Origin of the sequence: Marinobacter sp. 1-4A, from assembly GCF_016597725.1 — a bacterium.
GTDB lineage: Bacteria > Pseudomonadota > Gammaproteobacteria > Pseudomonadales > Oleiphilaceae > Marinobacter.
The window spans coordinates 109156-128721 of sequence record NZ_VCGY01000002.1; the positions used below are offsets into that span (position 1 = coordinate 109156).

At 53.4% G+C, this 19566-nt stretch carries 16 protein-coding genes; 11 read left to right on the plus strand and 5 right to left on the minus strand.

Going from position 1 to position 19566, the window contains the following annotated elements; translation table 11 throughout:
* Positions 1-39: 39 nt before the first annotated feature.
* Positions 40-3339, plus strand: coding sequence for a carboxyl transferase domain-containing protein (locus FE845_RS04235; protein ID WP_200361961.1), 3300 nt, complete (start codon positions 40-42; stop codon positions 3337-3339).
* Between the two features lie 198 nt (positions 3340-3537).
* Here FE845_RS04235 and FE845_RS04240 read toward each other — a convergent pair whose 3' ends face one another.
* Positions 3538-4101, minus strand: coding sequence for a Yip1 family protein (locus FE845_RS04240; protein ID WP_200361962.1), 564 nt, complete (start codon positions 4099-4101; stop codon positions 3538-3540).
* A gap of 118 nt (positions 4102-4219) precedes the next feature.
* Here FE845_RS04240 and FE845_RS04245 point away from each other — a divergent pair, with 118 nt between their 5' ends.
* The 3 genes from FE845_RS04245 (at position 4220) to FE845_RS04255 (ending at position 7854) form a co-directional block, all read left to right on the plus strand.
* Positions 4220-5380 carry an NnrS family protein gene (locus FE845_RS04245; protein WP_200361963.1) on the plus strand — a complete coding sequence of 387 codons (1161 nt, stop codon included), beginning with the start codon at positions 4220-4222 and terminating at the stop codon, positions 5378-5380.
* A 257-nt stretch (positions 5381-5637) separates the two neighbouring features.
* Complete coding sequence (locus tag FE845_RS04250; RefSeq protein ID WP_200361964.1) at positions 5638-7230, plus strand: antiporter; 1593 nt, start codon at positions 5638-5640, stop codon at positions 7228-7230.
* A 198-nt stretch (positions 7231-7428) separates the two neighbouring features.
* Positions 7429-7854 carry an STAS/SEC14 domain-containing protein gene (locus FE845_RS04255; protein WP_200361965.1) on the plus strand — a complete coding sequence of 142 codons (426 nt, stop codon included), beginning with the start codon at positions 7429-7431 and terminating at the stop codon, positions 7852-7854.
* A gap of 78 nt (positions 7855-7932) precedes the next feature.
* Here the strand turns inward: FE845_RS04255 and FE845_RS04260 are convergent, their stop codons facing one another.
* Both FE845_RS04260 and FE845_RS04265 read right to left on the minus strand, forming a co-directional pair.
* Positions 7933-9438: an MFS transporter gene (locus FE845_RS04260; RefSeq protein ID WP_200361966.1), complete on the minus strand. Its 1506-nt coding sequence runs from the start codon at positions 9436-9438 to the stop codon at positions 7933-7935.
* Positions 9439-9477: 39 nt separating this feature from the next.
* Positions 9478-9939, minus strand: coding sequence for a universal stress protein (locus tag FE845_RS04265; RefSeq protein ID WP_200361967.1), 462 nt, complete (start codon positions 9937-9939; stop codon positions 9478-9480).
* 293 nt (positions 9940-10232) lie between these two features.
* Between FE845_RS04265 and FE845_RS04270 the strand changes: the two genes are divergently transcribed.
* On the plus strand, positions 10233-11579 hold the full coding sequence (locus tag FE845_RS04270) for an MFS transporter (protein ID WP_413785071.1): 1347 nt from the start codon (positions 10233-10235) through the stop codon (positions 11577-11579).
* Between the two features lie 110 nt (positions 11580-11689).
* Positions 11690-12505, plus strand: a complete 816-nt coding sequence (locus FE845_RS04275) for an ion transporter (protein ID WP_200361969.1) — start codon at positions 11690-11692, stop codon at positions 12503-12505.
* An 84-nt stretch (positions 12506-12589) separates the two neighbouring features.
* Here the strand turns inward: FE845_RS04275 and FE845_RS04280 are convergent, their stop codons facing one another.
* A complete protein-coding gene (locus FE845_RS04280) occupies positions 12590-12961 on the minus strand; it encodes a SirB2 family protein (RefSeq protein WP_200361970.1) in 372 nt (123 codons plus the stop codon).
* 131 nt (positions 12962-13092) lie between these two features.
* Between FE845_RS04280 and FE845_RS04285 the strand changes: the two genes are divergently transcribed.
* From FE845_RS04285 to fabB, 3 genes are all read left to right on the plus strand, one after another.
* Entirely contained in the window at positions 13093-14277 is a 1185-nt protein-coding gene (locus FE845_RS04285; RefSeq protein ID WP_200361971.1) for an NnrS family protein, read from the plus strand.
* Between the two features lie 234 nt (positions 14278-14511).
* Entirely contained in the window at positions 14512-15021 is a 510-nt protein-coding gene (fabA, locus tag FE845_RS04290; protein WP_200361972.1) for a bifunctional 3-hydroxydecanoyl-ACP dehydratase/trans-2-decenoyl-ACP isomerase, read from the plus strand.
* Positions 15022-15032: 11 nt separating this feature from the next.
* Positions 15033-16244 (plus strand): beta-ketoacyl-ACP synthase I, encoded by a 1212-nt coding sequence (gene fabB, locus FE845_RS04295; RefSeq protein ID WP_200361973.1) that lies wholly within the window; start codon positions 15033-15035, stop codon positions 16242-16244.
* A gap of 5 nt (positions 16245-16249) precedes the next feature.
* Here the strand turns inward: fabB and FE845_RS04300 are convergent, their stop codons facing one another.
* Positions 16250-16606, minus strand: a complete 357-nt coding sequence (locus FE845_RS04300) for a helix-turn-helix transcriptional regulator (protein WP_200361974.1) — start codon at positions 16604-16606, stop codon at positions 16250-16252.
* Positions 16607-16764: 158 nt separating this feature from the next.
* Here FE845_RS04300 and yegQ point away from each other — a divergent pair, with 158 nt between their 5' ends.
* Together yegQ and FE845_RS04310 are read left to right on the plus strand one after the other, a co-directional pair.
* Positions 16765-18081, plus strand: coding sequence for a tRNA 5-hydroxyuridine modification protein YegQ (gene yegQ / locus FE845_RS04305; protein WP_200361975.1), 1317 nt, complete (start codon positions 16765-16767; stop codon positions 18079-18081).
* Between the two features lie 196 nt (positions 18082-18277).
* On the plus strand, positions 18278-19558 hold the full coding sequence (locus tag FE845_RS04310; protein ID WP_200361976.1) for an HlyD family secretion protein: 1281 nt from the start codon (positions 18278-18280) through the stop codon (positions 19556-19558).
* The last annotated feature ends 8 nt before the right edge of the window (positions 19559-19566 follow it).

A 19566-nucleotide genomic window follows, 5' to 3' on the forward strand; every position in this document is an offset into this window, starting at 1 on the left:
GGCAGTTAAAACAGGTAGTTAAAACAAAAAGGTACGTGAGTGAAATTCAATAAGCTACTGATCGCCAACCGCGGCGAAATCGCCATTCGAATCGCCAGAGCCGCTGGAGACATGGGCCTGGAATCTGTTGCGGTCTACTCTGAAGACGATAGCGAATCCCTGCATATCCAGCACGCGAATCAGGCCATCAAGCTGCCCGGAAAAGGTGCCCGAGCCTATCTGGATATAGATGCGATCATCGCGGCCGCGATTGAGGCAGGAGCCGATGCCCTGCACCCTGGGTATGGATTTTTGAGCGAGAATCCGGAACTGGCCCGCCGCTGCGTGCAACAAGGCATTACGTTTATCGGCCCGGATGCCAACACCCTCGAACAGCTTGGGGATAAGGCTGCAGCACGGAAACTTGCGCTAAAGTGCGGCGTGCCCATAACACCCGGCACCCAGGGCCGCACCTCCCTCGACGAAGTCAAAGCGTTCATTGCCAACCAGAATGGCAATGCCTCAGCTGTGATCAAAGCCATATCCGGCGGCGGTGGCCGGGGCATGCGCATTGTTCATCCGGGCGATGATATTGAAGCCAACTTCCACGCCTGTGCCCGTGAAGCCAAAGCCGCTTTCGGCGACGACGATCTATATGTTGAACAGCTTATTGAGCAAGCCCGCCATATCGAAGTTCAGGTATTGGGCGATGGCTTTGGAAACGCCGTACACCTATGGGAGCGTGAGTGCAGCCTGCAGCGGCGCAACCAGAAGCTGATTGAAATTGCTCCCAGCCCCACGCTTTCCGAAGCCACCCGGAACCGACTGCTCGACGCAGCTCTGCGCCTGGCGCACGAAGTAAACTACGCAGGCCTAGGTACCTTTGAGTTTCTGGTGGACGCAAACGGCTCTGACTTCTACTTCATGGAGGCCAACCCCAGGCTTCAGGTAGAGCACACCATCACCGAAGAAATCACCGGAATTGATCTGGTTCAGGCGCAGATTGCTGTGCTTGGCGGAGCCAGCCTCCAGAGTCTTCAGCTACAACAAGCCGATATCCCTGCACCAAACGGATTTGCCATTCAGTGTCGTATCAACATGGAGTCCCTGGACGCCAGCGGAGTTACCCGCCCAAGCGGCGGCACGCTGAGCGTATTCGAACCACCCGGCGGCCCGGGTGTGCGGGTCGACACCTACGGCTACAACGGGTACACCACCAACCCTAATTTCGACTCCCTGTTGGCCAAAGTTATTGTGCACAGCCGCTCACAGGATTACGCCCAATCGGTAAGAAAAGCCTACCGGGCACTGTGCCAGTTCCGGGTTGAAGGGGTTAAAACGAACATCAGCTTCCTGCAGGCTTTGTTATCGCAACCAGATGTTGCGGATAACCGCGTGTATACCCGTTATGTGGACGACCAGATGGCGGCGCTGGTTGCCAAGTGCGAGCAGGAGCATCCTCGCCTGTTTTCCACCACAGGACCTGCACAAAAAACCGAGAGCACCACGCCCGGAACAGAGGCGCCGGAAGGTACAGAGGCTGCCTCAGCTCCCATGCAAGGGCAGTTAATCAAATCTCTGGTGGCGGTAGGGGAAAACGTACACAAAGGCCAAACCCTCGCCATTATTGAAGCCATGAAAATGGAGCATGAGATACAAGCGTCTGTTTCAGGCAGTGTTCATAGCCTTCCACTTGAACATGGCGACTACGTGAGCGAAGGCCAGGCAATTGCCTATATCGAACCTGGCGAGGGAACCCAAAACACAGAAACGACCGAGAAAGCGGTCGACCTGAACCACATACGCCCGGATCTGGCAGAGTCCTTTGAGCGTCACCGGTTGACTCAGGATGAAGCCCGCCCGGAGGTAATAGCCAAGCGCCACAAGCGGGGCATGCTGTCGGCACGGGAAAACGTCGCCAATATCTGCGACCCGGGCAGTTTCATGGAATACGGTGCCCTCACCTTCGCCGCCCAGCGCAAGCGTCGGTCAGCCGAAGAGTTGATGCAATCGACACCGGCCGACGGTTTGGTAACGGGCGTGGGCGCGGTGAACGGTGACAGCTTTGGCGAAGAACAGGCTCGCTGTGCGGTGCTGGCTTACGATTACACCGTACTTGCCGGCACCCAGGGCACCATGAACCACCGCAAAACCGACCGGATTCTGCATGTAGCGGAAGAGCAACATCTGCCGGTTATTTTCTTCACCGAAGGTGGTGGCGGACGACCCGGTGATACCGATGATGCAACCCTGATCGCTGGCCTGCACACCCCCAGCTTTCTGCAATACGCAAGGTTAAGCGCTTTGGCGCCACGCATAGCCATAGTGTCTGGCCGCTGCTTTGCCGGGAACGCGGTGTTCGCCGGTTCCAGTGACTTGCTTATCGCCACCCGCAACGCGAGCCTGGGCATGGCAGGCCCGGCAATGATTGAAGGTGGCGGCTTGGGTGTATTCGCGCCAGAAGATGTTGGCCCCATGTCTGTGCAGGTGGCCAACGGTGTAGTGGATTGTCTGGTAGAGAACGAGCAAGAGGCCGCTCAAGTCGCCCGTACACTCATGTCGTATTTCCAGGGAGCCACCGCTGATTGGCAATGCGACGACCAACGTCTGCTACGCTCAAGCATTCCGGAAAACCGTCTACGCTCCTACGACATTCGCGCGTTAATTCGCACCCTGGCAGACAGCGACAGCTACCTTGAGCTAAGGCCAGATTTCGCCTCGGGCATGGTCACCGCCTTTGCCCGCATTGAAGGCCGCCCCGTAGGCATCATTGCCAACGACCCAAGACACCTTGGCGGTGCCATCGATGCCAATGGCTCAGACAAGGCTGCCCGATTCATGCAGCTGTGCGATGCCTTCGATGTGCCACTGGTGAGCTTGTGCGACACCCCGGGCTTCATGGTCGGGCCAGAGGCCGAGAAATCCGGACTGGTTCGCCACACCAGCCGCCTGTTCGTGACGGCCGCCAGCCTGCAGATTCCCGTGTTCACTATTGTGCTGCGCAAAGGCTATGGGCTTGGCGCTATGGGTATGGCCGCAGGCTCCTTCCACAACCCTTTCTTCACCGTGGCTTGGCCCACCGGGGAGTTTGGAGGCATGGGGCTGGAAGGTGCAGTACGCCTGGGGTACAAGAATGAACTTGCGAAGGCTGGCGACGAGGCCGCGCAAAAAGCTCTATTTGATAAGCTGGTCGCCAAGCACTATGAGCAGGGTAAAGCCCTGAGCATGGCGGTATCGCTGGAAATTGACGCGGTAATTGACCCATTCGAAACCCGAAGCTGGATTATTCGGGGGCTCAAGTCCGTTAAAAAAGCAGGGCCAAGGCAAGCCCGCCGCCGACCAATGGTCGATACTTGGTAGACAGATTCTTTTGAAGGACAAGGAACGCAGACATGACACAGACACCTGAAGTGCAAAAACAAGAGCCGACTGCTGCCAAGCCATTTCGGTATTTTATGAAGGTTCGGTACAGCGAATGCGCAGCACAACGCGTGGTTTTTAACCCCCGCTGCGGGGCTATATACATCCCCTCAAGCCCACTGAGCGGGAGCGTCTGGATCAATACGCCCAAACCAACGCCATTAACACACCCCAAGCCAGCAGTGAGGCCGCCATCACTGTGTAGGTAACAGACATAGTAAGCACATCGTCTGGGCTGCGGTGGCAAAGCGATCTCAAGCCTTGGTACACGAGGGTGCAGGAAAGCGCCATCGCCGCGAAAACCGCCAACACGTTGAGAGCCAATACCGGCACAAGCAATGTCAACGACGATAACCAAAGCGGAATGGGCGCTATTGCCGCAAGTAAATAGGCATCGTTGTAGCTGACCTTCAACTTATGGCTATCTACAACAGCGTGTATTAGCCAGCCCATTACAAAGAAGGTTAACAATTCTGCGAGAAAGAGAATGGTCGTTATAAAACGCCACTCTTTTCCACCGAAGCCGGTAATAAAGTCATCACCATAATGGGTGCCCGCGTAATAGAGCATCACAGGTGGCAAGAGCGACAGGGGCACTACAACAAACCACGCAAGCATAGGAATGGAGAACTGCCTACGCTGGAGTTCGGCCCAGCCCCCATTGCTGGAAAACGGAAGTTTAAGCATGCTTGAAACGTTCATTGTGAACCTCCTTGCTCTCGGGTAAGTGCATTTGCCTCACGGGACAGCTTTTGCAATATTATGATGGCTTCTACTTATTCTTTTTAGGCGCCTTTCGCCAAACCGTCAATCAACCGGAATGACCTTGAACAACTCAAGCAACAAGCGTAAGCAAAAACCCCAAGCCTTTTGGCTGTTTTTTCCTGCCGCAAGCCTGCTGGCTGCGCTGGCTGTACCACTCTCTGTTTGGGCGGTCTGGTCGGGCACAGGATGGCCGGCAGGGCTGCTTGGCGCCGGGCATGGCCATGAACTGATTTTCGGGTTTGCGCTGGCCCTGATTGCTGGCTATACGCTTGGCCCACAAACTCATGCTGTGCTCTACCCTCTTTTTGGCCTCTGGCTAGCAGCGCGGCTAAGCTGGATTCTGTTCCCGCACAGTCTTTTAGCCCAGCTTCTAGGCCCCTCTTTTGCGTTGCTGTTGGCTTGGCATGTCGTGCCTCGCTTCAATGCCGCAAAGAAGTGGCGCAATAAAATGGTAGGGCCGCTCATTCTCTTGATTTGTCTACTCGCGGTCGTTTTCTGGCTTTCAACAACGCTGGCGGTACCGCACACATTTTGGCTGCCCGGCCCTTTCGCCCTGATGCATTCCGCCATCGTTGGGTTGTTGCTATTAATGACCTTCATGGGCGGGCGGCTGATTGCCCCGGCAGTGGCGGGCACTCTGGAGAAAAAAGGCATTCCTCTGGAAGCCCGGGTTCAGCCTCGAATCGAGGGCCTTTTGATCCTTGCGCTCGGAAGTTCCATTTTTTTCACGGTTTTTCCAGCAGCGAATACTCTAACCGGCACTTTGTTGATTTGTGCTTCAGGGCTAATCGCCTTGCGCACATTGCGCTGGAAACTATGGCTCTGCCCGGAGCGTCCTGATCTGCTGATCTTGGCGCTCGGGTATATTTGGCTTGCCATTGGTGCCTTTGCTACAGGCTTGGCGCTGCTGCACGGCCAATCGCTCGCTCCCGCCCTGCATTTGATTACCATCGGAGCGCTGGGAACCTTGTCGTCCAGCGTAATGCTTCGCCTGGCTTGGCAAAGAAGCCATCGCAAACCACCGCCCGCAGGAGAAGTTTTACCCATTGCAGCCCTTATAGCCATCGCTGCAATTAGCCGGTTTATCACGGGCCCCTCGCCCTTCAGCTCGCCCATACTGTTATGGCTTTCTGCAAGCACTTGGGCGCTGGCTTACCTATGGGTAACTATTAGGCTACTCGTTCTCGCCAAGCATGCAAAAAGCCGCCGGAAATGAGTGGCTACCTCTCCTGAGCCAACCGCTTGAATGATTACCCACTTGGTGATATCACCATGGCATCTTATTGAATTATATGTAGTTATAGCCCCGCATTACGGCATGAACACAAGCCACTTAAAGCGCCCTCTTTTTTACTAAACTTTCCTTGATAAATGTCATGAATAGACAGGCGCTTAGCTTTGCACAATGGTAGCAAGAAGCCCGAAAACCGCGCCCGATGCGGCACAGGGTAGGTTAACCAAGGGAGTATTGTTATGGCTAAAACCAACGCCGACATCGAGCACTGGGATGTCGAAAACGAAGATTTTTGGGAGAAGGAAGGCAAGCGAATTGCTTCCCGAAACCTGTGGATTTCCATTCCTAGCCTGCTCTTGGGGTTTGCGGTATGGCTGATGTGGGGAATGATCACCACCCAGATGAAAAACTTGGGTTTTGATTTCAGCATCGAGCAGCTTTTCACTCTCTCTGCGATTGCCGGCTTGTCTGGCGCTACCCTGCGAATCCCCGCATCGTTCATGATCAAGATTGCCGGTGGCCGTAACACCATCTTCCTCACTACCGCCCTATTGATGATCCCCGCTGCCGGCACTGGCATTGCACTGATGAATCCAGATACACCGTTCATCGTTTTCCAAGCACTGGCACTGCTCTCGGGTATTGGTGGCGGCAACTTTGCTTGCTCCATGAGCAACATCAGCTCTTTCTATCCCAAGAGCAAGCAAGGCTACGGTCTTGGCATGAACGCTGGCTTAGGTAATTTTGGCGTTACCACTATGCAGATACTGATTCCGCTGGTGATGACCGTTGGCGTTTTTGGTTTTCTTGCGGGCGAGCCTATGCAACTTCAGAGCCCCAGCGGTACTCTGATTGGTCGCATTGAGGCTGGAACAGATACCTGGATTCAAAACGCAGGATTTATCTGGCTAGTATTTCTAATCCCTCTAGCCTTTGCCGGCTGGTTCGGCATGAACAACCTGAAAGTCGTCACCCCGAACCCCGGAAACCCTGCATCGGCTTTCGGAAAAATTCTCGGGCTTTATGGCGTGGGCATTCTGACCTCAATTGCAGGTGTCTGGGCGCTCAGCGTTATGAATATGTGGCTAGCTCTGCCACTAACCATTGTTCTAACTGTAGTTCTGCTGCGCCTGATTCCCGGCGACATCAAGCCCAACATCAAAAACCAGTTTGCCATTTTCAGTAATAAACACACTTGGTCTATGACAGTACTGTACATCCTGACCTTCGGCTCGTTCATCGGTTTCTCGGCTGCATTGCCGCTGTCTATCGGCGTTATCTTTGGCAACATGATGGAAGTAGCGGCAGACGGCACCGTTACCCGCGTGGTTAACCCGGATGCACCCAGCGCACTGACCTGGGCCTGGATGGGGCCATTCGTAGGTGCGTTGATTCGCCCAGTAGGCGGCTGGATTTCCGATAAGATGGGCGGCTCTATCGTTACCCAGATCATTTCTGTGGTGATGGTTGTAGCCTCTGTGGCAACCGGCTACGTGATGATGCTGGCCTACAACTCCACTGACCCCAACAGCTACTTTGCTCTGTTCCTGATCCTGTTCATTGTAATGTTCGCTGCCAGCGGCATCGGCAACGGATCCACCTTCCGCAGCATCGGCTATATCTTTAACCAGCAGCAGAAGGGCCCGGTACTTGGCTGGACCAGCGCCATCGCGGCCTATGGTGCCTTCATTGCACCCAAGCTGCTCGGCCAACAGATCCAAGCCGGCACTCCGGAAGTGGCCATGTACGGTTTTGCGGTGTTCTACGCCCTTTGCCTCGTGGTGAACTGGTGGTTCTACCTGCGCAAAGGGGCTTACATCAAAAACCCTTAAGCCCTAATGTAGAACATACAAGTAAATAGAAAGCCCGCCGGAGGATAAAACTCCGGCGGGCTTTTTGCTGGGGCCTGAAAAATTTTCCGCAAACACTGATTCACATCAAACTATTCATTTGTCGCAAACCATCACTGCACCGCCAATGTCTTACACTGAAGAATATACCTTTAGTCTTGCCCAAGAGAGGATGCAGCCATGTTGAAACACGTTTCCGCTCCGGATCATGGTACACCGCCAAACGCATCAATCCGCTTCATACAAACTAACAAAGATAACGTGCTCGCCTTTGAAATAGACGGTGTGATGTCCTCAGAGGAAATGCCTGGCGTGATCAAAAAAATGGAAGACTTTCTTGCAGGCCAAAACAAGGTACGACTGCTCAATCGGATAAAACATTTCGGCGGCTTCGACCCCTCCATCCTTATGCAAAGCGGCCTCTTCTCAATGAAGCTCTCCGCCATGGAAAAGGTGGAGCGCTACGCCATAGTTGGCGCACCCAGCTGGATGCGAAAAATCGTCGACACTATGAATCCACTATTTCCTGATATCGACATGCGCACTTTCACTGTGGCCATGGAAGAGGATGCATGGGCATGGCTTGAAGCCGAACCGGCCGAGTAGCACACGTTAATCAACAACAAAGCCCCGCCGGGATTGCTCCGGGCGGGGCTTTGTTACTAGCTTTATTACGTCAACACATCAAGCTTTGCCAAGTGCCGCCTGACGCTGGCGCTCCTCTTCCTCAATCTGCAGGTCGACAGAAGACACTTCATACTCCTCCGCAAAGCCAGACTCAGGCTCTTTCAGCCACATCAGGCAAAGCACCCAGCTTATGAAGGCTCCGCCAGCAATGATGAAGAAGAACTGGCTAGGGGTAACGAAGGTGAAGATAGTCAGGTAGACCACCGCCCCTACGTTGCCATAAGCACCCGCCATGCCTGATATTTGCCCGGTCAGGCGGCGCTTGATCGACGGGATAATACCGAAGGTTGCACCTTCTGCACCCTGCACAAAGAAAGACGTGAAAACAGTAATGCCCACGGCGATGATCAGCGGCCAACTGGAGTTAAGCAAACCCATCAGCGCAAAGCCCACACAAATACCGAACATGTAGCTGAGCATAACAAAGCGGCGGTTACCCATGCGGTCGGAAACCATGCCACCCATGGGGCGGGCCACTAGGTTAACGAAAGCAAAGGAAGCTGCAACCATACCAGCGGCTGCCGCACTCAAGCTCCAGGTTTCCTCGAAGAACATCGGCAACATGGATACCACCGCCAGCTCAGCACCAAAGTTGGCAAAGTAGGTGCTGTTTAGAGCAGCAACGCTGTTGAACGGGTACTTGTCGTCCTCTGGTACACCTTTTTTCAGGATTGGCAGGTTCACTCGCAAAATCTGTACAACCTGATAGAGCACAATGGCCACAATCACCCCGTATGCGATGATGGCGCCAGTAACACTCAGGTAGCCCATGTTCTGGATGCGCCAAACGAGGATTGCCAGAACACCAATCAAAGGTATGGTCCAAAGAATCAGTTTGACCATATCACCCCAGGTGCTGACTTCCAGAGCACTGGCTTTACGAGGCTTACGGTGCACGGTTCCCACAGGGCCGTCGGTAACCGCAAACCAGTAGTACACACCGTAAAGCGCCATCACGATAGCACTCTGGGCAATAGCCCAGCGCCAGCCGTCGTCGCCGCCGTACATTTGCAGTGCAATAGTAGGCAGGGTCAACGCTGCAGCGGCAGAACCAAAATTGCCCCAACCTGCGTAGAAGCCCTCGGCAAAGCCGATGTCCCGGGGCTTGAACCACATGGCTGTCATGTGGATACCCACCACAAAGCTTGCACCAATAGAGCTGAGTACCAAACGGCTAACCAACAACTGGGTCATGGTGTCGCCGAAGGCGAAGGTGAGTGCCGGAATCGACATTAGAATCATCAGAATCGAGAACACCCGGCGCGGGCCGAAGCGGTCAAGAGCCATACCCACAATAATGCGCGCAGGAATTGTCAGCGCCACGTTACATATGGCGAACAAACGCAGGTCGTCCGGGGTTAACCAGTCAACACTTTTCAGCATGCTGGACGCCAGTGGCGCCATGTTGAACCACACGTAGAAAGTGATAAAAAATGCTATCCAAGTCAGGTGCAGCGCCTTGATCTCTGGATTTTTGAAGCGGAATACGTCTGCAACTCTCATTTCAGCCTCCGGGGGCTTACAGTTCAGTGCCAGTGGCTATTAGCGGCTGGGCAGGATTAATAGCGGGCATTCCACCCGGCGGGCCAGAAACGAGCTGACCTTTCCGAATGTCATGTAATCCAGTTCGTCCACAAAGTAAGTCAGTGAGCGGGCAATCAAACCGCCATCAACTTCTTCACTGTGGCGAGCGATAACGAGCATGTCGGGCTTAACTTTGCTATCCGCTGCATAAAGCAGCATTTTGCGAGCGTCCCCTTCCAACAGCAGCGTTTCAGAGGCCACCTCCTCGTTCATGCATACTTCTTGTGCTTCAACCAGTTGCGTCTTGAGGCGAGTCAACTCTTCCTGAAATAAGTCTTCGTTACTGGCCGTAATGTCTCTGGGATTTTCAGCAACAGCCACCAAAGTGAGCTGCGGTTTCAGATCGCGAAACATCGTAATCGTCTGAACCAGCGCCAGCTTCGCATTCCTGGAGCCGTCATAGGCAATCATGATTTTCATAGCAGTCTCCGAAGGCGGTAATGCCACGCACGAGCACCCCGCCAATTGATATTGCTCAGTATTAGCCCACACTCCATAGCAGGCCATAATTGATATAGATCAAAAGCACCACCAGCTACCCCACCAGAGCAATCAGATCACTACCTCCTTCCGGGTAAACCCGCCATAGGACTACCACCAGCCCGCCCTGCAGGAGGTACCCCCAATGCCCCGACACCGAAAACACAGTTTTTGATACCTTTGCAGAAGTAATAAACCAAGGCCTAAAAACGCAGAGAAGGATGGCCAACGTAATGAACATGCCAACCCGTACCCAACAACATCGAGCACTCGGCCTTTCTACGCTGGCCTTCACGCTTTGCTTTGCGGTGTGGACCATTTTTTCCATTATCGGCATCCGTATTGCGGAAGACCTGGGGCTATCTGACACCCAGCTTGGCCTACTGATGGCCACCCCTATTTTGACAGGCTCCATTAGCCGGTTATTTCTTGGCATCTGGACGGATCGCTACGGCGGGCGCTGGGTGCTTGGAATACTCATGCTAACCACAGCTGCCTGTGTTTACCTGCTTACCTATGCCACGACTTACCTCCTACTACTGATTGGCGCTCTTGGAGTAGGCCTTGCCGGTGGCGCGTTCATTGTGGGCGTGGCCTACACAGCCGCCTGGTTTGAACCTGCTCGGCAAGGTACTGCACTAGGTATTTTTGGGGCAGGCAACGTCGGCTCTGCAGTCACCAACTTCGGCGCGCCTTTTTTGTTGGTGGCTTTTGGTTGGGAAACGACCGCCCAGATATACGCTTCTGTGCTCGCCGTTATGGGTATCGTCTTCATGCTTCTTGCAAAGGAAGATCCCGTTTCAGCCGATCGGAAAAAAGGCGAACAACAGCGTTCGTTTATGGAGCAGATGGAGCCACTGCGGGATCTACGCGTATGGCGCTTTGCGCTTTACTACTTCTTCGTATTCGGTGCCTTTGTGGCACTGGCACTTTGGCTACCGCATTACTTGATTGGTGTTTACGGCCTCGACATAACCACAGCAGGCATGATTGCAGCTCTGTACACGATTCCAGCATCTCTGTTCCGCATTCTGGGTGGCTGGATGTCTGACCGCTTCGGCGCACGGCGTGTAATGTACTGGACGTTTATCGCATCGGTTATCTGCACCTTCCTACTGAGCTACCCACCCACGGATTACGTTGTACACGGCATTGACAGCGACATTCGCTTCACCCTTGAGATGAACCTGCCCGTATTTATTGTTCTCATTTTTACGCTGGGTTTTTTCATGTCGCTCGGCAAAGCAGCCGTTTATAAGCACATACCTGTCTATTACCCGCTGCATGTAGGCGCTGTTGGCGGCGTGGTAGGCATGATTGGCGGGCTAGGAGGGTTTATTCTACCGCTGACCTTCGGTGTTCTGAATGATGTTACGGGTATTTGGCAGAGCTGCTTTATGCTGATGTTTATTATCGCCGCTGCCGCACTGATTTGGATGCACTACGCCATCCGCTCAGCCGAGCGCGTGGAGTGGGCTGCGAACAAGGAACAAACCGACTTGCCGGAACTGGCGTCTCCGCAACTGTTCTATCCACTGAATCGTCAAAGCGATCCGTTAAAAGACACAAAATCGCCCTGACGCTAAGGCGAAAAATGGGCGTTTTTTGAATTCTCTGTAAGAAGACTGTTCCAGCACTGAACGGGCGATTAGAATCCGCACACCCGATGTCATCTGGAGCAGTAAAACCCATGTCCCCGGAAATGTCCCCTGTCGCTGGCTTTAACCAGTTACGCCGAATCGAGTCCAGCACGCTCTTTCAGGGCGTGGTTATTGCCATCATCATCCTTTCGGCTCTTACCATAGGCGCAAAAACCTACGACCTGCCGCCCTTGGTAGAGCAATCCCTAAGTGTGATGGATACGGCTATTACGCTGTTTTTCCTGATCGAGATACTCTTCCGCTTTGCCGCCAGCCCGGTAAAACGACGCTTCTTTATGGACGGCTGGAACGTGTTTGACACGCTAGTGGTGATTGGCAGCCTCATTCCTCTGGATAACTCGGAGGCAGTCTTGCTTGGCAGATTGTTGCGGGTCTTCCGGGTATTGCGTCTGGTTTCTGTAGTGCCCGAGTTGCGTTTTTTGATCAACTCCCTACTCAAAGCCATTCCCCGCATGGGTTACATCGCGCTGCTAATGTTTATCATTTTCTACATCTACGCGGCCATGGGCTCAATGTTCTTTGCCAAGGTGGATGAAGAACTCTGGGGTGATGTAGCGATTTCCATGCTCACCCTGTTTCGCGTGGCCACGTTCGAAGATTGGACCGACGTGATGTACGCCACCATGGAGCAGTACCCACTTAGCTGGATCTTCTACCTAACCTTCATTTTCCTCACGGCCTTCGTATTCCTGAACATGATGATCGGCGCAATTCTGGAAGTGATGAGCGAGGAACAGAACGCAAAAGAGAATCAACGGGCACATGACGAGCGGGATGAAATTGCAAAGCAGCTCCGCATAGTGCAGAGCAAGCTAGACAAGCTGGCAGAAAAGCTAGAGCCCTAATACGGGCACGTACGTGCCCGGCTTATACTTTTCTAGCCACAAACTGTCAGGAAGCCAACCCATGGGCTTACCGACTTTAATGGGTCAAAAAATAATGGGTTTGGCCATCGCAAGGTGGAAAATAGCGGATACTTGAACTAAAGCCAATACAGCTGCAACAACACGCACCGGGCGTGATACGGTGACTTTCAACGCGAAAAGTCCGGCAGCGATATAGCCTAACAACAAGGCAATTTTGGCCAGAATCCAAGTTTGCTCCAGTGGGTTCCAACCACCCACAAACAGCAAGCTGATGGCCGCCACAAGCAACACTGTGTCGTTAGCGTGGGGAATCCAGCGCAGTGGTGTCTGGCGCCAACCTGGCCGCCCCACAGCGTCCATCAGAAGTCTCAACGTGAACAAGACCACTGTCAGGTAGGCTGTGGTCATGTGGAGGTGTTTCAGGATCATGTACATACGTGTATCCATTCCATTGTGAATCAAAACGATAGCGGCATTGTACGCAAAGATACCACCAACCGGGTATGTTATTTCAGGTCGTAGACGTTTAACATATAACTCACATATATGTATTAGCAGGAACCAACATGCAGGCTATTCCTACTTCCGCCGAAGCTGGCTCCGCCAGCGTCAGCCAGCTATTCGGCTACCCCTTCCGGATTTTCTTCCTGTCGATGACAGTACTGGCGCTTTTGGTAATACCCCTCTGGGTGTTGCAGGTAACCGGCGTTATCAATATGCCTCTGGCCATGCCAGGGCTGTTCTGGCACCAGCATGAGATGCTGTTTGGCTTCTTGACTGCCGCCATCGCAGGTTTTTTGCTAACGGCTGTTTGTGTATGGACACAAACCGAGCGCACCCATGGCTTTCTACTGGTTTTGCTATGGGGTGTATGGCTGGCTGGCCGCTTGCTTTTGGCGTTCGGAGCGGGTTTGCCAGACTGGCTGGTGCAGGGCGTTAATCTGGCCTTCCTGCCATTGGTAATGCTGGATGCCGGGTGGCGTGTCTGGAAGGCGAAACAAAAGCGGCAGCTGATGCTTCTAGTGGTTTTAGGCTTGCTGTGGCTGATGCAAATAGGATTTGTGACACGACTGGATATGACCTACAGCCACGGGGCGCTGATTGCAGCCATGGCACTTATAAGCATTGTAGGTGGCCGTATAACCCCGGCATTCACAACCGGTTGGCTGCGCCAGCGCGGGTTGAATGCTGACGCGGTAAAAAACATCCCCGCGCTGGATATGGCATCGCTGTTCTCGATGATTCTGCTTCTGGCATCGCTGGTAACAGGCTGGCAAGCCATCACAGGCGGTTTGGCACTAATCGCAGGCACCCTCGTACTCGTGCGGCTGGCGAACTGGAAAGGCTGGCTCGCTCGCAAGGAGCCTCTCCTGTGGGTTCTTCATTTGTCCATTCTCTGGGTACCAGTCTCTCTGTACCTTCTTGTAGGCACGATTTTCGCGAACTGGCCATCCAACGCCTGGAGCCATGCGGCAGGCACCGGCGCAATCAGTTGCTTGATTCTGGGAGTCATTGCCCGGGTAACGCTGGGGCATACGGGGCGCGCTCTGGTACTGCCCAAAGGCATGGTTGTAGCATTTATTGCTATTCAACTTGCAGCAGTCATTCGCGTACTTACGGCATTCGACATAATTCCCTGGCACCCGGGCATTGGAGGCAGCAGTGTGCTCTGGATGTTTGCTTTCGGTATGTATCTCGTGCGCTATACAAGAATCCTCGCAAGCCCAAGGCCCGATGGTCGGCCCGGCTGAGCCGCAGCGCAGGAACTATTGGCATCCCAAAACAAAGAGCAGGTTCTCAGGAGCCTGCTTTTTTCTTTGTAATTTTATACCCCCTTTCTCTCTAGCTCTGGAACCCGCAAACAGAGCCCGTGTCAGTTGAAACTGGATTCCTTAAGCGCCAATCATCCACTAATGGTCAATAGCGACTCGCGAAATAACAGCTAAAGTAACAATAAATCATTCTGTAACAGAGACGATGGCACTATGAACCCTGATCATTTTGATAAAGAAGACCTGATCAAGTGCGGTCATGGCAAACTTTTCCCGGGCGCCACACGGCTACCCATTGATGAGATGCTGATGGTTGACCGCGTTACCCACGTTGGCGCGGACGACGGCCTGTACGGCAAGGGAAGCTTGGTGGCAGAGCTGGATATCAATCCGGATCTCTGGTTTTTTAAAGTGCATTTCGTGGATGATCCGGTCATGCCGGGTTGTTTGGGCCTTGATGCCATGTGGCAGCTGGTAGGCTTTTATCTGGCTTGGGGCGGCAGTGAAGGCAAGGGCCGTGCACTTGGCGCCGGAGAAGTAAAGTTTACCGGTCAGGTTCTGCCTACCGCCAAAAAAGTAACCTACTACCTCGACCTCAAACGTGTAATCCGTCGCAAGCTTACGATGGCCATTGCCGACGGACGTATGGAAGTGGATGGCAAAGAAATATACACCGCCAAAGACCTGCGGGTTGGCGTGTTCTCTTCCACGGATGATTTTTAGGAGTTAACAAGATGCGGCGCGTTGTTATCACCGGTATGGGGATTGTCTCCAGCCTTGGCACCAATCAAAAAGAAGTCACGCACTCCCTGAAGGAATCCATTCCCGGGATCGCCCTCAGTGAAGAAGCCCGTGACAACGGTTTACGCAGCCACATTTGTGGCCAGATAAACCTGAATCTGCCCGAGCTGATTGATCGCAAGTTATTGCGCTTCATGTGTCCGGCTGCAGCTTACACCTATCTCGCCGCCTGCGAAGCCATCGAACAGGCTGGGCTAACCAATGAACACCTCACAGCCAACAGCACCGGCGCTGTGTTTGGTACTGGCGGTGCATCAACAGTTGAACTGCTTGACGCAATCGACACCCACCGCGCCAAAGGTATTCGCCGCGTTGGGCCTTATCGCGTGCCCCGCACTATGGGCAGTTCAATCAACGCGACAATCGCAACGGCATTCGGCATTACCGGCATCAACTACGGCATTACCTCAGCCTGTGCCACCAGCGCACACGCCATCGGCCACGCGGCAGACCAAATTGCCCTTGGGCGTCAGGATGTCATGCTTGCTGGCGGCGGTGAAGATATCCACTGGACCCTAAGCCTGATGTTCGATGCCATGGGTGCGCTGTCAACCAAGTACAACGATACGCCTGAAAAAGCATCTCGCACCTACGATAAAGACCGGGATGGCTTTGTTATTTCCGGCGGCGGCGGCACGCTGGTGCTCGAAGCACTGGAGCACGCAGAAGCCCGTGGTGCGACCATTCTTGCGGAACTGGTCGGCTTTGGAGCCACATCCGACGGCGCAGACATGGTTGCGCCCAGCGGTGAGGGCGCTATTCGCTGCATGCAGCAAGCGATGAAAACCGTAGATGGCGAAATCAGCTACATCAACACCCACGGCACAAGCACACCCGCCGGCGACGTAACAGAGCTGACAGCCCTCAAAGCAACGTTTGGCGATAAGATTCCGCCGCTGAGCTCTACCAAGCCCCTGTGCGGTCACGCCTTGGGCGCAGCCGGTGTGCATGAGGCTATTTACAGCATCATCATGCAGCGCGAAGGCTTTATCGCACCCTCAGCCAACATCGAAAATCTGGATGAAGGTGCGCAAGGCTACCCGATTGTGCGCGAGCGGCTAGATAACCAGAATCTGGATCTCGTTATGAGCAACAGCTTTGGCTTTGGTGGCACCAACGCCACGCTAGTCTTCAAGAAGGCCTGACTACATTAAGAAAGCCTAATAGAGCGGTATTCAGCCGGGGATGTACCCATCCAGCGCTTAAACGCCCGGCTGAATGCGCTCAGTTCTGAAAACCCAAGCTGCTCGGCAATTTCAACCAAAGGCTTGGTTTTATCCTGCATGTAAGTTAGCGCCTGCTTACGGCGTACATCTTCTAGCAAACGGGCAAAGGTTAAACCTTCCCGCTTCAACTTCTTGTGAAGCGTGTACCGGCTCATGTGCAACTGCGACGCCACCACCTCAACACCCACCTTGCCACGGGCAAGCTGAATACTGATCAGCGAACTCACTTTGTTACTCAACGAAACCCGCACCACCTCTGGGCTCAGAGGCTCTAATGCCATTCTTTGATCCTCCTGATTCATAAATACCGATTTTCTCATTCCGGATTGCAGCGTACACATGTTAGCTGAAAATAATCAATAGTACGTTTGAGCAGGGTCAAGGGAATGCACAACAGGCTGCGGCAAAATAGCCCACCACTGATTTACTCGGAGCCCCCATGAACATTCCGGAACTGTTGGCACCTGCTGGCACCCCTGAACATCTGGAGACCGCCTTCGCCTATGGCGCAGATGCCGTCTATGCTGGCCAACCGCGTTACTCTCTGCGGGTACGCAACAACAGCTTCAAAGACACTGCAGCGCTCGGCTCTGGCATTCAGCGCGCCCATGAGCTGGGAAAGCAGTTCTACTTGGTCTCGAACATAGCGCCCCACAACGACAAAGTGCGCTCCTACCTGCGGGATCTAGAACCCGTACTGGAATACAAGCCGGACGCTTTGATTATGTCGGATCCCGGCCTGATCATGCTGGTGCAGGAAAAGTGGCCGGACCAGCCTATACACCTATCGGTGCAGGCCAATGCCGTGAACTGGGCTACCGTAGAGTTCTGGCGCCGCCAAGGGATTAGCCGGGTCATTCTGTCGCGGGAGCTTGCTCTGGGTGAGATCCGCGATATTCGCGAACGGGTTCCGCAAATGGAACTGGAAGTCTTCGTTCACGGCGCCCTATGTATGGCCTACTCCGGGCGCTGCCTGCTCTCCGGTTACATGAACCACAGAGACGCCAATCAAGGCGCTTGCACCAATGCCTGCCGCTGGAACTACAAAGAAGTTGCACACACTCAAGACCAAACCGGCGACCTGATTGCCACATCTGCGGCAAGTGATGTACAAAGTTTCGAGCCGAAAGAGATTCTTCTGGAAGAGCCCAATCGCCCCGGCAGCTTTATTCCTGCCTACGAGGATGAGCACGGCACTTACATTATGAACTCTCGGGATCTGCGTGCCGTGCAACACGTGGCAGAGCTGGCGGCCATGGGCGTACATTCCCTGAAAATCGAGGGCCGCACCAAAAGTACCTACTACGTTGCCAGAACGACTCAGGTGTACCGCAACGCCATTGACCAAGCGGTACAGGGCAAGCCTTTTGATATGAACCTGATGAATGAGCTGGAAGCGCTCTCCAATCGTGGCTACACCGAAGGCTTCCTGCGCCGACACATGCCACAGGAATACCAAACCTACGAGCGAGGCTCATCTTATCTGGGCACCCAGCAAGTCGTAGGCACAATCACCGATGATGACGGCCAGTGGCTGACCGTAGATGTGAAAAACAAGTTTGCGCCGGGCGATCAACTGGAATTGATCACACCGTCTGGCAACCTGCAGTTTTCAATACCAGTCATGGAAAACCGCAATGGTGTTGCTATGGATTGTGCGCCGGGTAGTGGTCACATCGTTCGTATCCCTCGCCCACCCCAAACACCCCAAGCTCTGAACTACAGCTATCTCACCAAGATATTAGCAACATCTTAGCCCCCCCTCGCCAAAAACATGTAAACAAAAATGATATTGACTATCATTTTTGTTTACTGGAATATCTGCACCGAATACTCGGCATCATATTATTGCCGCACCGAAAGCTCCCATAAGGATATGATCGGAGCTCTATCTATAAGTAAAACCAAGCACCCACTCGGTTATCAGACAGCAAGCTATGGATGGACCCATCATGCAACAAGTCTCCCCTCTATTCAGACCAGAGGCAGTCCAAGCAAAGCAGTCCAGCTACTTAGGTCAGGTATTGATTCAACAGCCTGGAAGATATGCACTCATTGGTCTATGCGCACTATCAATAGCTCTTCTGGCATTAGCTTTTCTGCTCCTTGGCTCCCATACACGCAAAGCCACCGCTTCCGGGTTGCTCGTTCCAAGTCAGGGCGTACTCAGAATACTAGCTCCTGCACAGGGGCAGGTTCTGAAAGTGGAAGTGAAAGAAGGCAAAACAGTAAAGGCTGACGACACGCTATTTATTTTGTCAGACGAACGCATTTCCAGCTTTGGTAAATTACAAACATTAAAAGGCGAGCAACTACTCCATCGCCAGTCCCTGATAAACAAAAACAAAGAACAAGCTACCCGCCAACTCGCCCGGCAAATGGAATTGCTGGATATGCGATTACGCGCGCTGGATGCAGAAGAATCTACACTGCGGGCAGAAATTACCCTGATGGAACAACGAGAGTATCTGGCGCAAGCTAATCTCGACCGGTTACGAGAACTGCTGGAACGTGGACATATAGCCATCACAGAACTGCAGCGGGCAGAAACAGAACTATTAACACTGGCGAGTCAGAAGCAGGCCATTAAACGAGACCACGCAAGCCTGAAACATTCTCGTCTCGCACTAATGGAAAAGCGGCGTGATCAGGAGAATCAATATCGACGAGATATCTCTGATGCAGAACATAGCCTTGCCCTTCTGCAACAGGAGACTGCTGAGAATAACTTAAGGTCACAACAAATTCTGCAAGCCCCCTTTGACGGGCAAGTCACCGGGTTGAATGTTCGCCCCGGCCAGCAAGTGACAATCAACACCCTCATGGCCAGTCTGGTGCCCCTGAATAGCAAGTTACATGCTCACCTCTACATAACCCCCCGTCAGGCCGGTTTCATTGAGCCCGGGCAGAACGTCTCCCTTCGCTATGCAGCTTACCCTTATCAAAAGTTTGGCATGGCTCAGGGACGAGTGCTGAATATTGCCAGTAGCCCCTATTCGATTCACGAACTTCAACCCCATATCACCAGTATCCTGCAAAACAGCAGCACACCAAACGCGGGGGAAAACTATTACCGAGTGACTGTTGAACTGGCGTCCCAGCATATTCAACTCTACGGAAAACAACAGCCGCTACTTACTGGAATGCAAATAGAGGCCGACATTCTGCAGGAAAAGCGGAAGATCTATGAATGGATTCTCGAACCAGTTTTCTCAATGACAGGGAAAATGTAGGGCGATCA

Coding starts and splice junctions, on each gene's coding strand:
- FE845_RS04240 (WP_200361962.1), bottom strand. CDS start 4,101: ATGAACGTTTCAAGCATGCTTAAACTTCCGTTTTCCAGCAATGGGGGC.
- FE845_RS04245 (WP_200361963.1), top strand. CDS start 4,220: ATGACCTTGAACAACTCAAGCAACAAGCGTAAGCAAAAACCCCAAGCC.
- FE845_RS04250 (WP_200361964.1), top strand. CDS start 5,638: ATGGCTAAAACCAACGCCGACATCGAGCACTGGGATGTCGAAAACGAA.
- FE845_RS04255 (WP_200361965.1), top strand. CDS start 7,429: ATGTTGAAACACGTTTCCGCTCCGGATCATGGTACACCGCCAAACGCA.
- FE845_RS04260 (WP_200361966.1), bottom strand. CDS start 9,438: ATGAGAGTTGCAGACGTATTCCGCTTCAAAAATCCAGAGATCAAGGCG.
- FE845_RS04265 (WP_200361967.1), bottom strand. CDS start 9,939: ATGAAAATCATGATTGCCTATGACGGCTCCAGGAATGCGAAGCTGGCG.
- FE845_RS04270 (WP_413785071.1), top strand. CDS start 10,233: ATGAACATGCCAACCCGTACCCAACAACATCGAGCACTCGGCCTTTCT.
- FE845_RS04275 (WP_200361969.1), top strand. CDS start 11,690: ATGTCCCCGGAAATGTCCCCTGTCGCTGGCTTTAACCAGTTACGCCGA.
- FE845_RS04280 (WP_200361970.1), bottom strand. CDS start 12,961: ATGTACATGATCCTGAAACACCTCCACATGACCACAGCCTACCTGACA.
- FE845_RS04285 (WP_200361971.1), top strand. CDS start 13,093: ATGCAGGCTATTCCTACTTCCGCCGAAGCTGGCTCCGCCAGCGTCAGC.
- fabA (WP_200361972.1), top strand. CDS start 14,512: ATGAACCCTGATCATTTTGATAAAGAAGACCTGATCAAGTGCGGTCAT.
- fabB (WP_200361973.1), top strand. CDS start 15,033: ATGCGGCGCGTTGTTATCACCGGTATGGGGATTGTCTCCAGCCTTGGC.
- FE845_RS04300 (WP_200361974.1), bottom strand. CDS start 16,606: ATGGCATTAGAGCCTCTGAGCCCAGAGGTGGTGCGGGTTTCGTTGAGT.
- yegQ (WP_200361975.1), top strand. CDS start 16,765: ATGAACATTCCGGAACTGTTGGCACCTGCTGGCACCCCTGAACATCTG.
- FE845_RS04310 (WP_200361976.1), top strand. CDS start 18,278: ATGCAACAAGTCTCCCCTCTATTCAGACCAGAGGCAGTCCAAGCAAAG.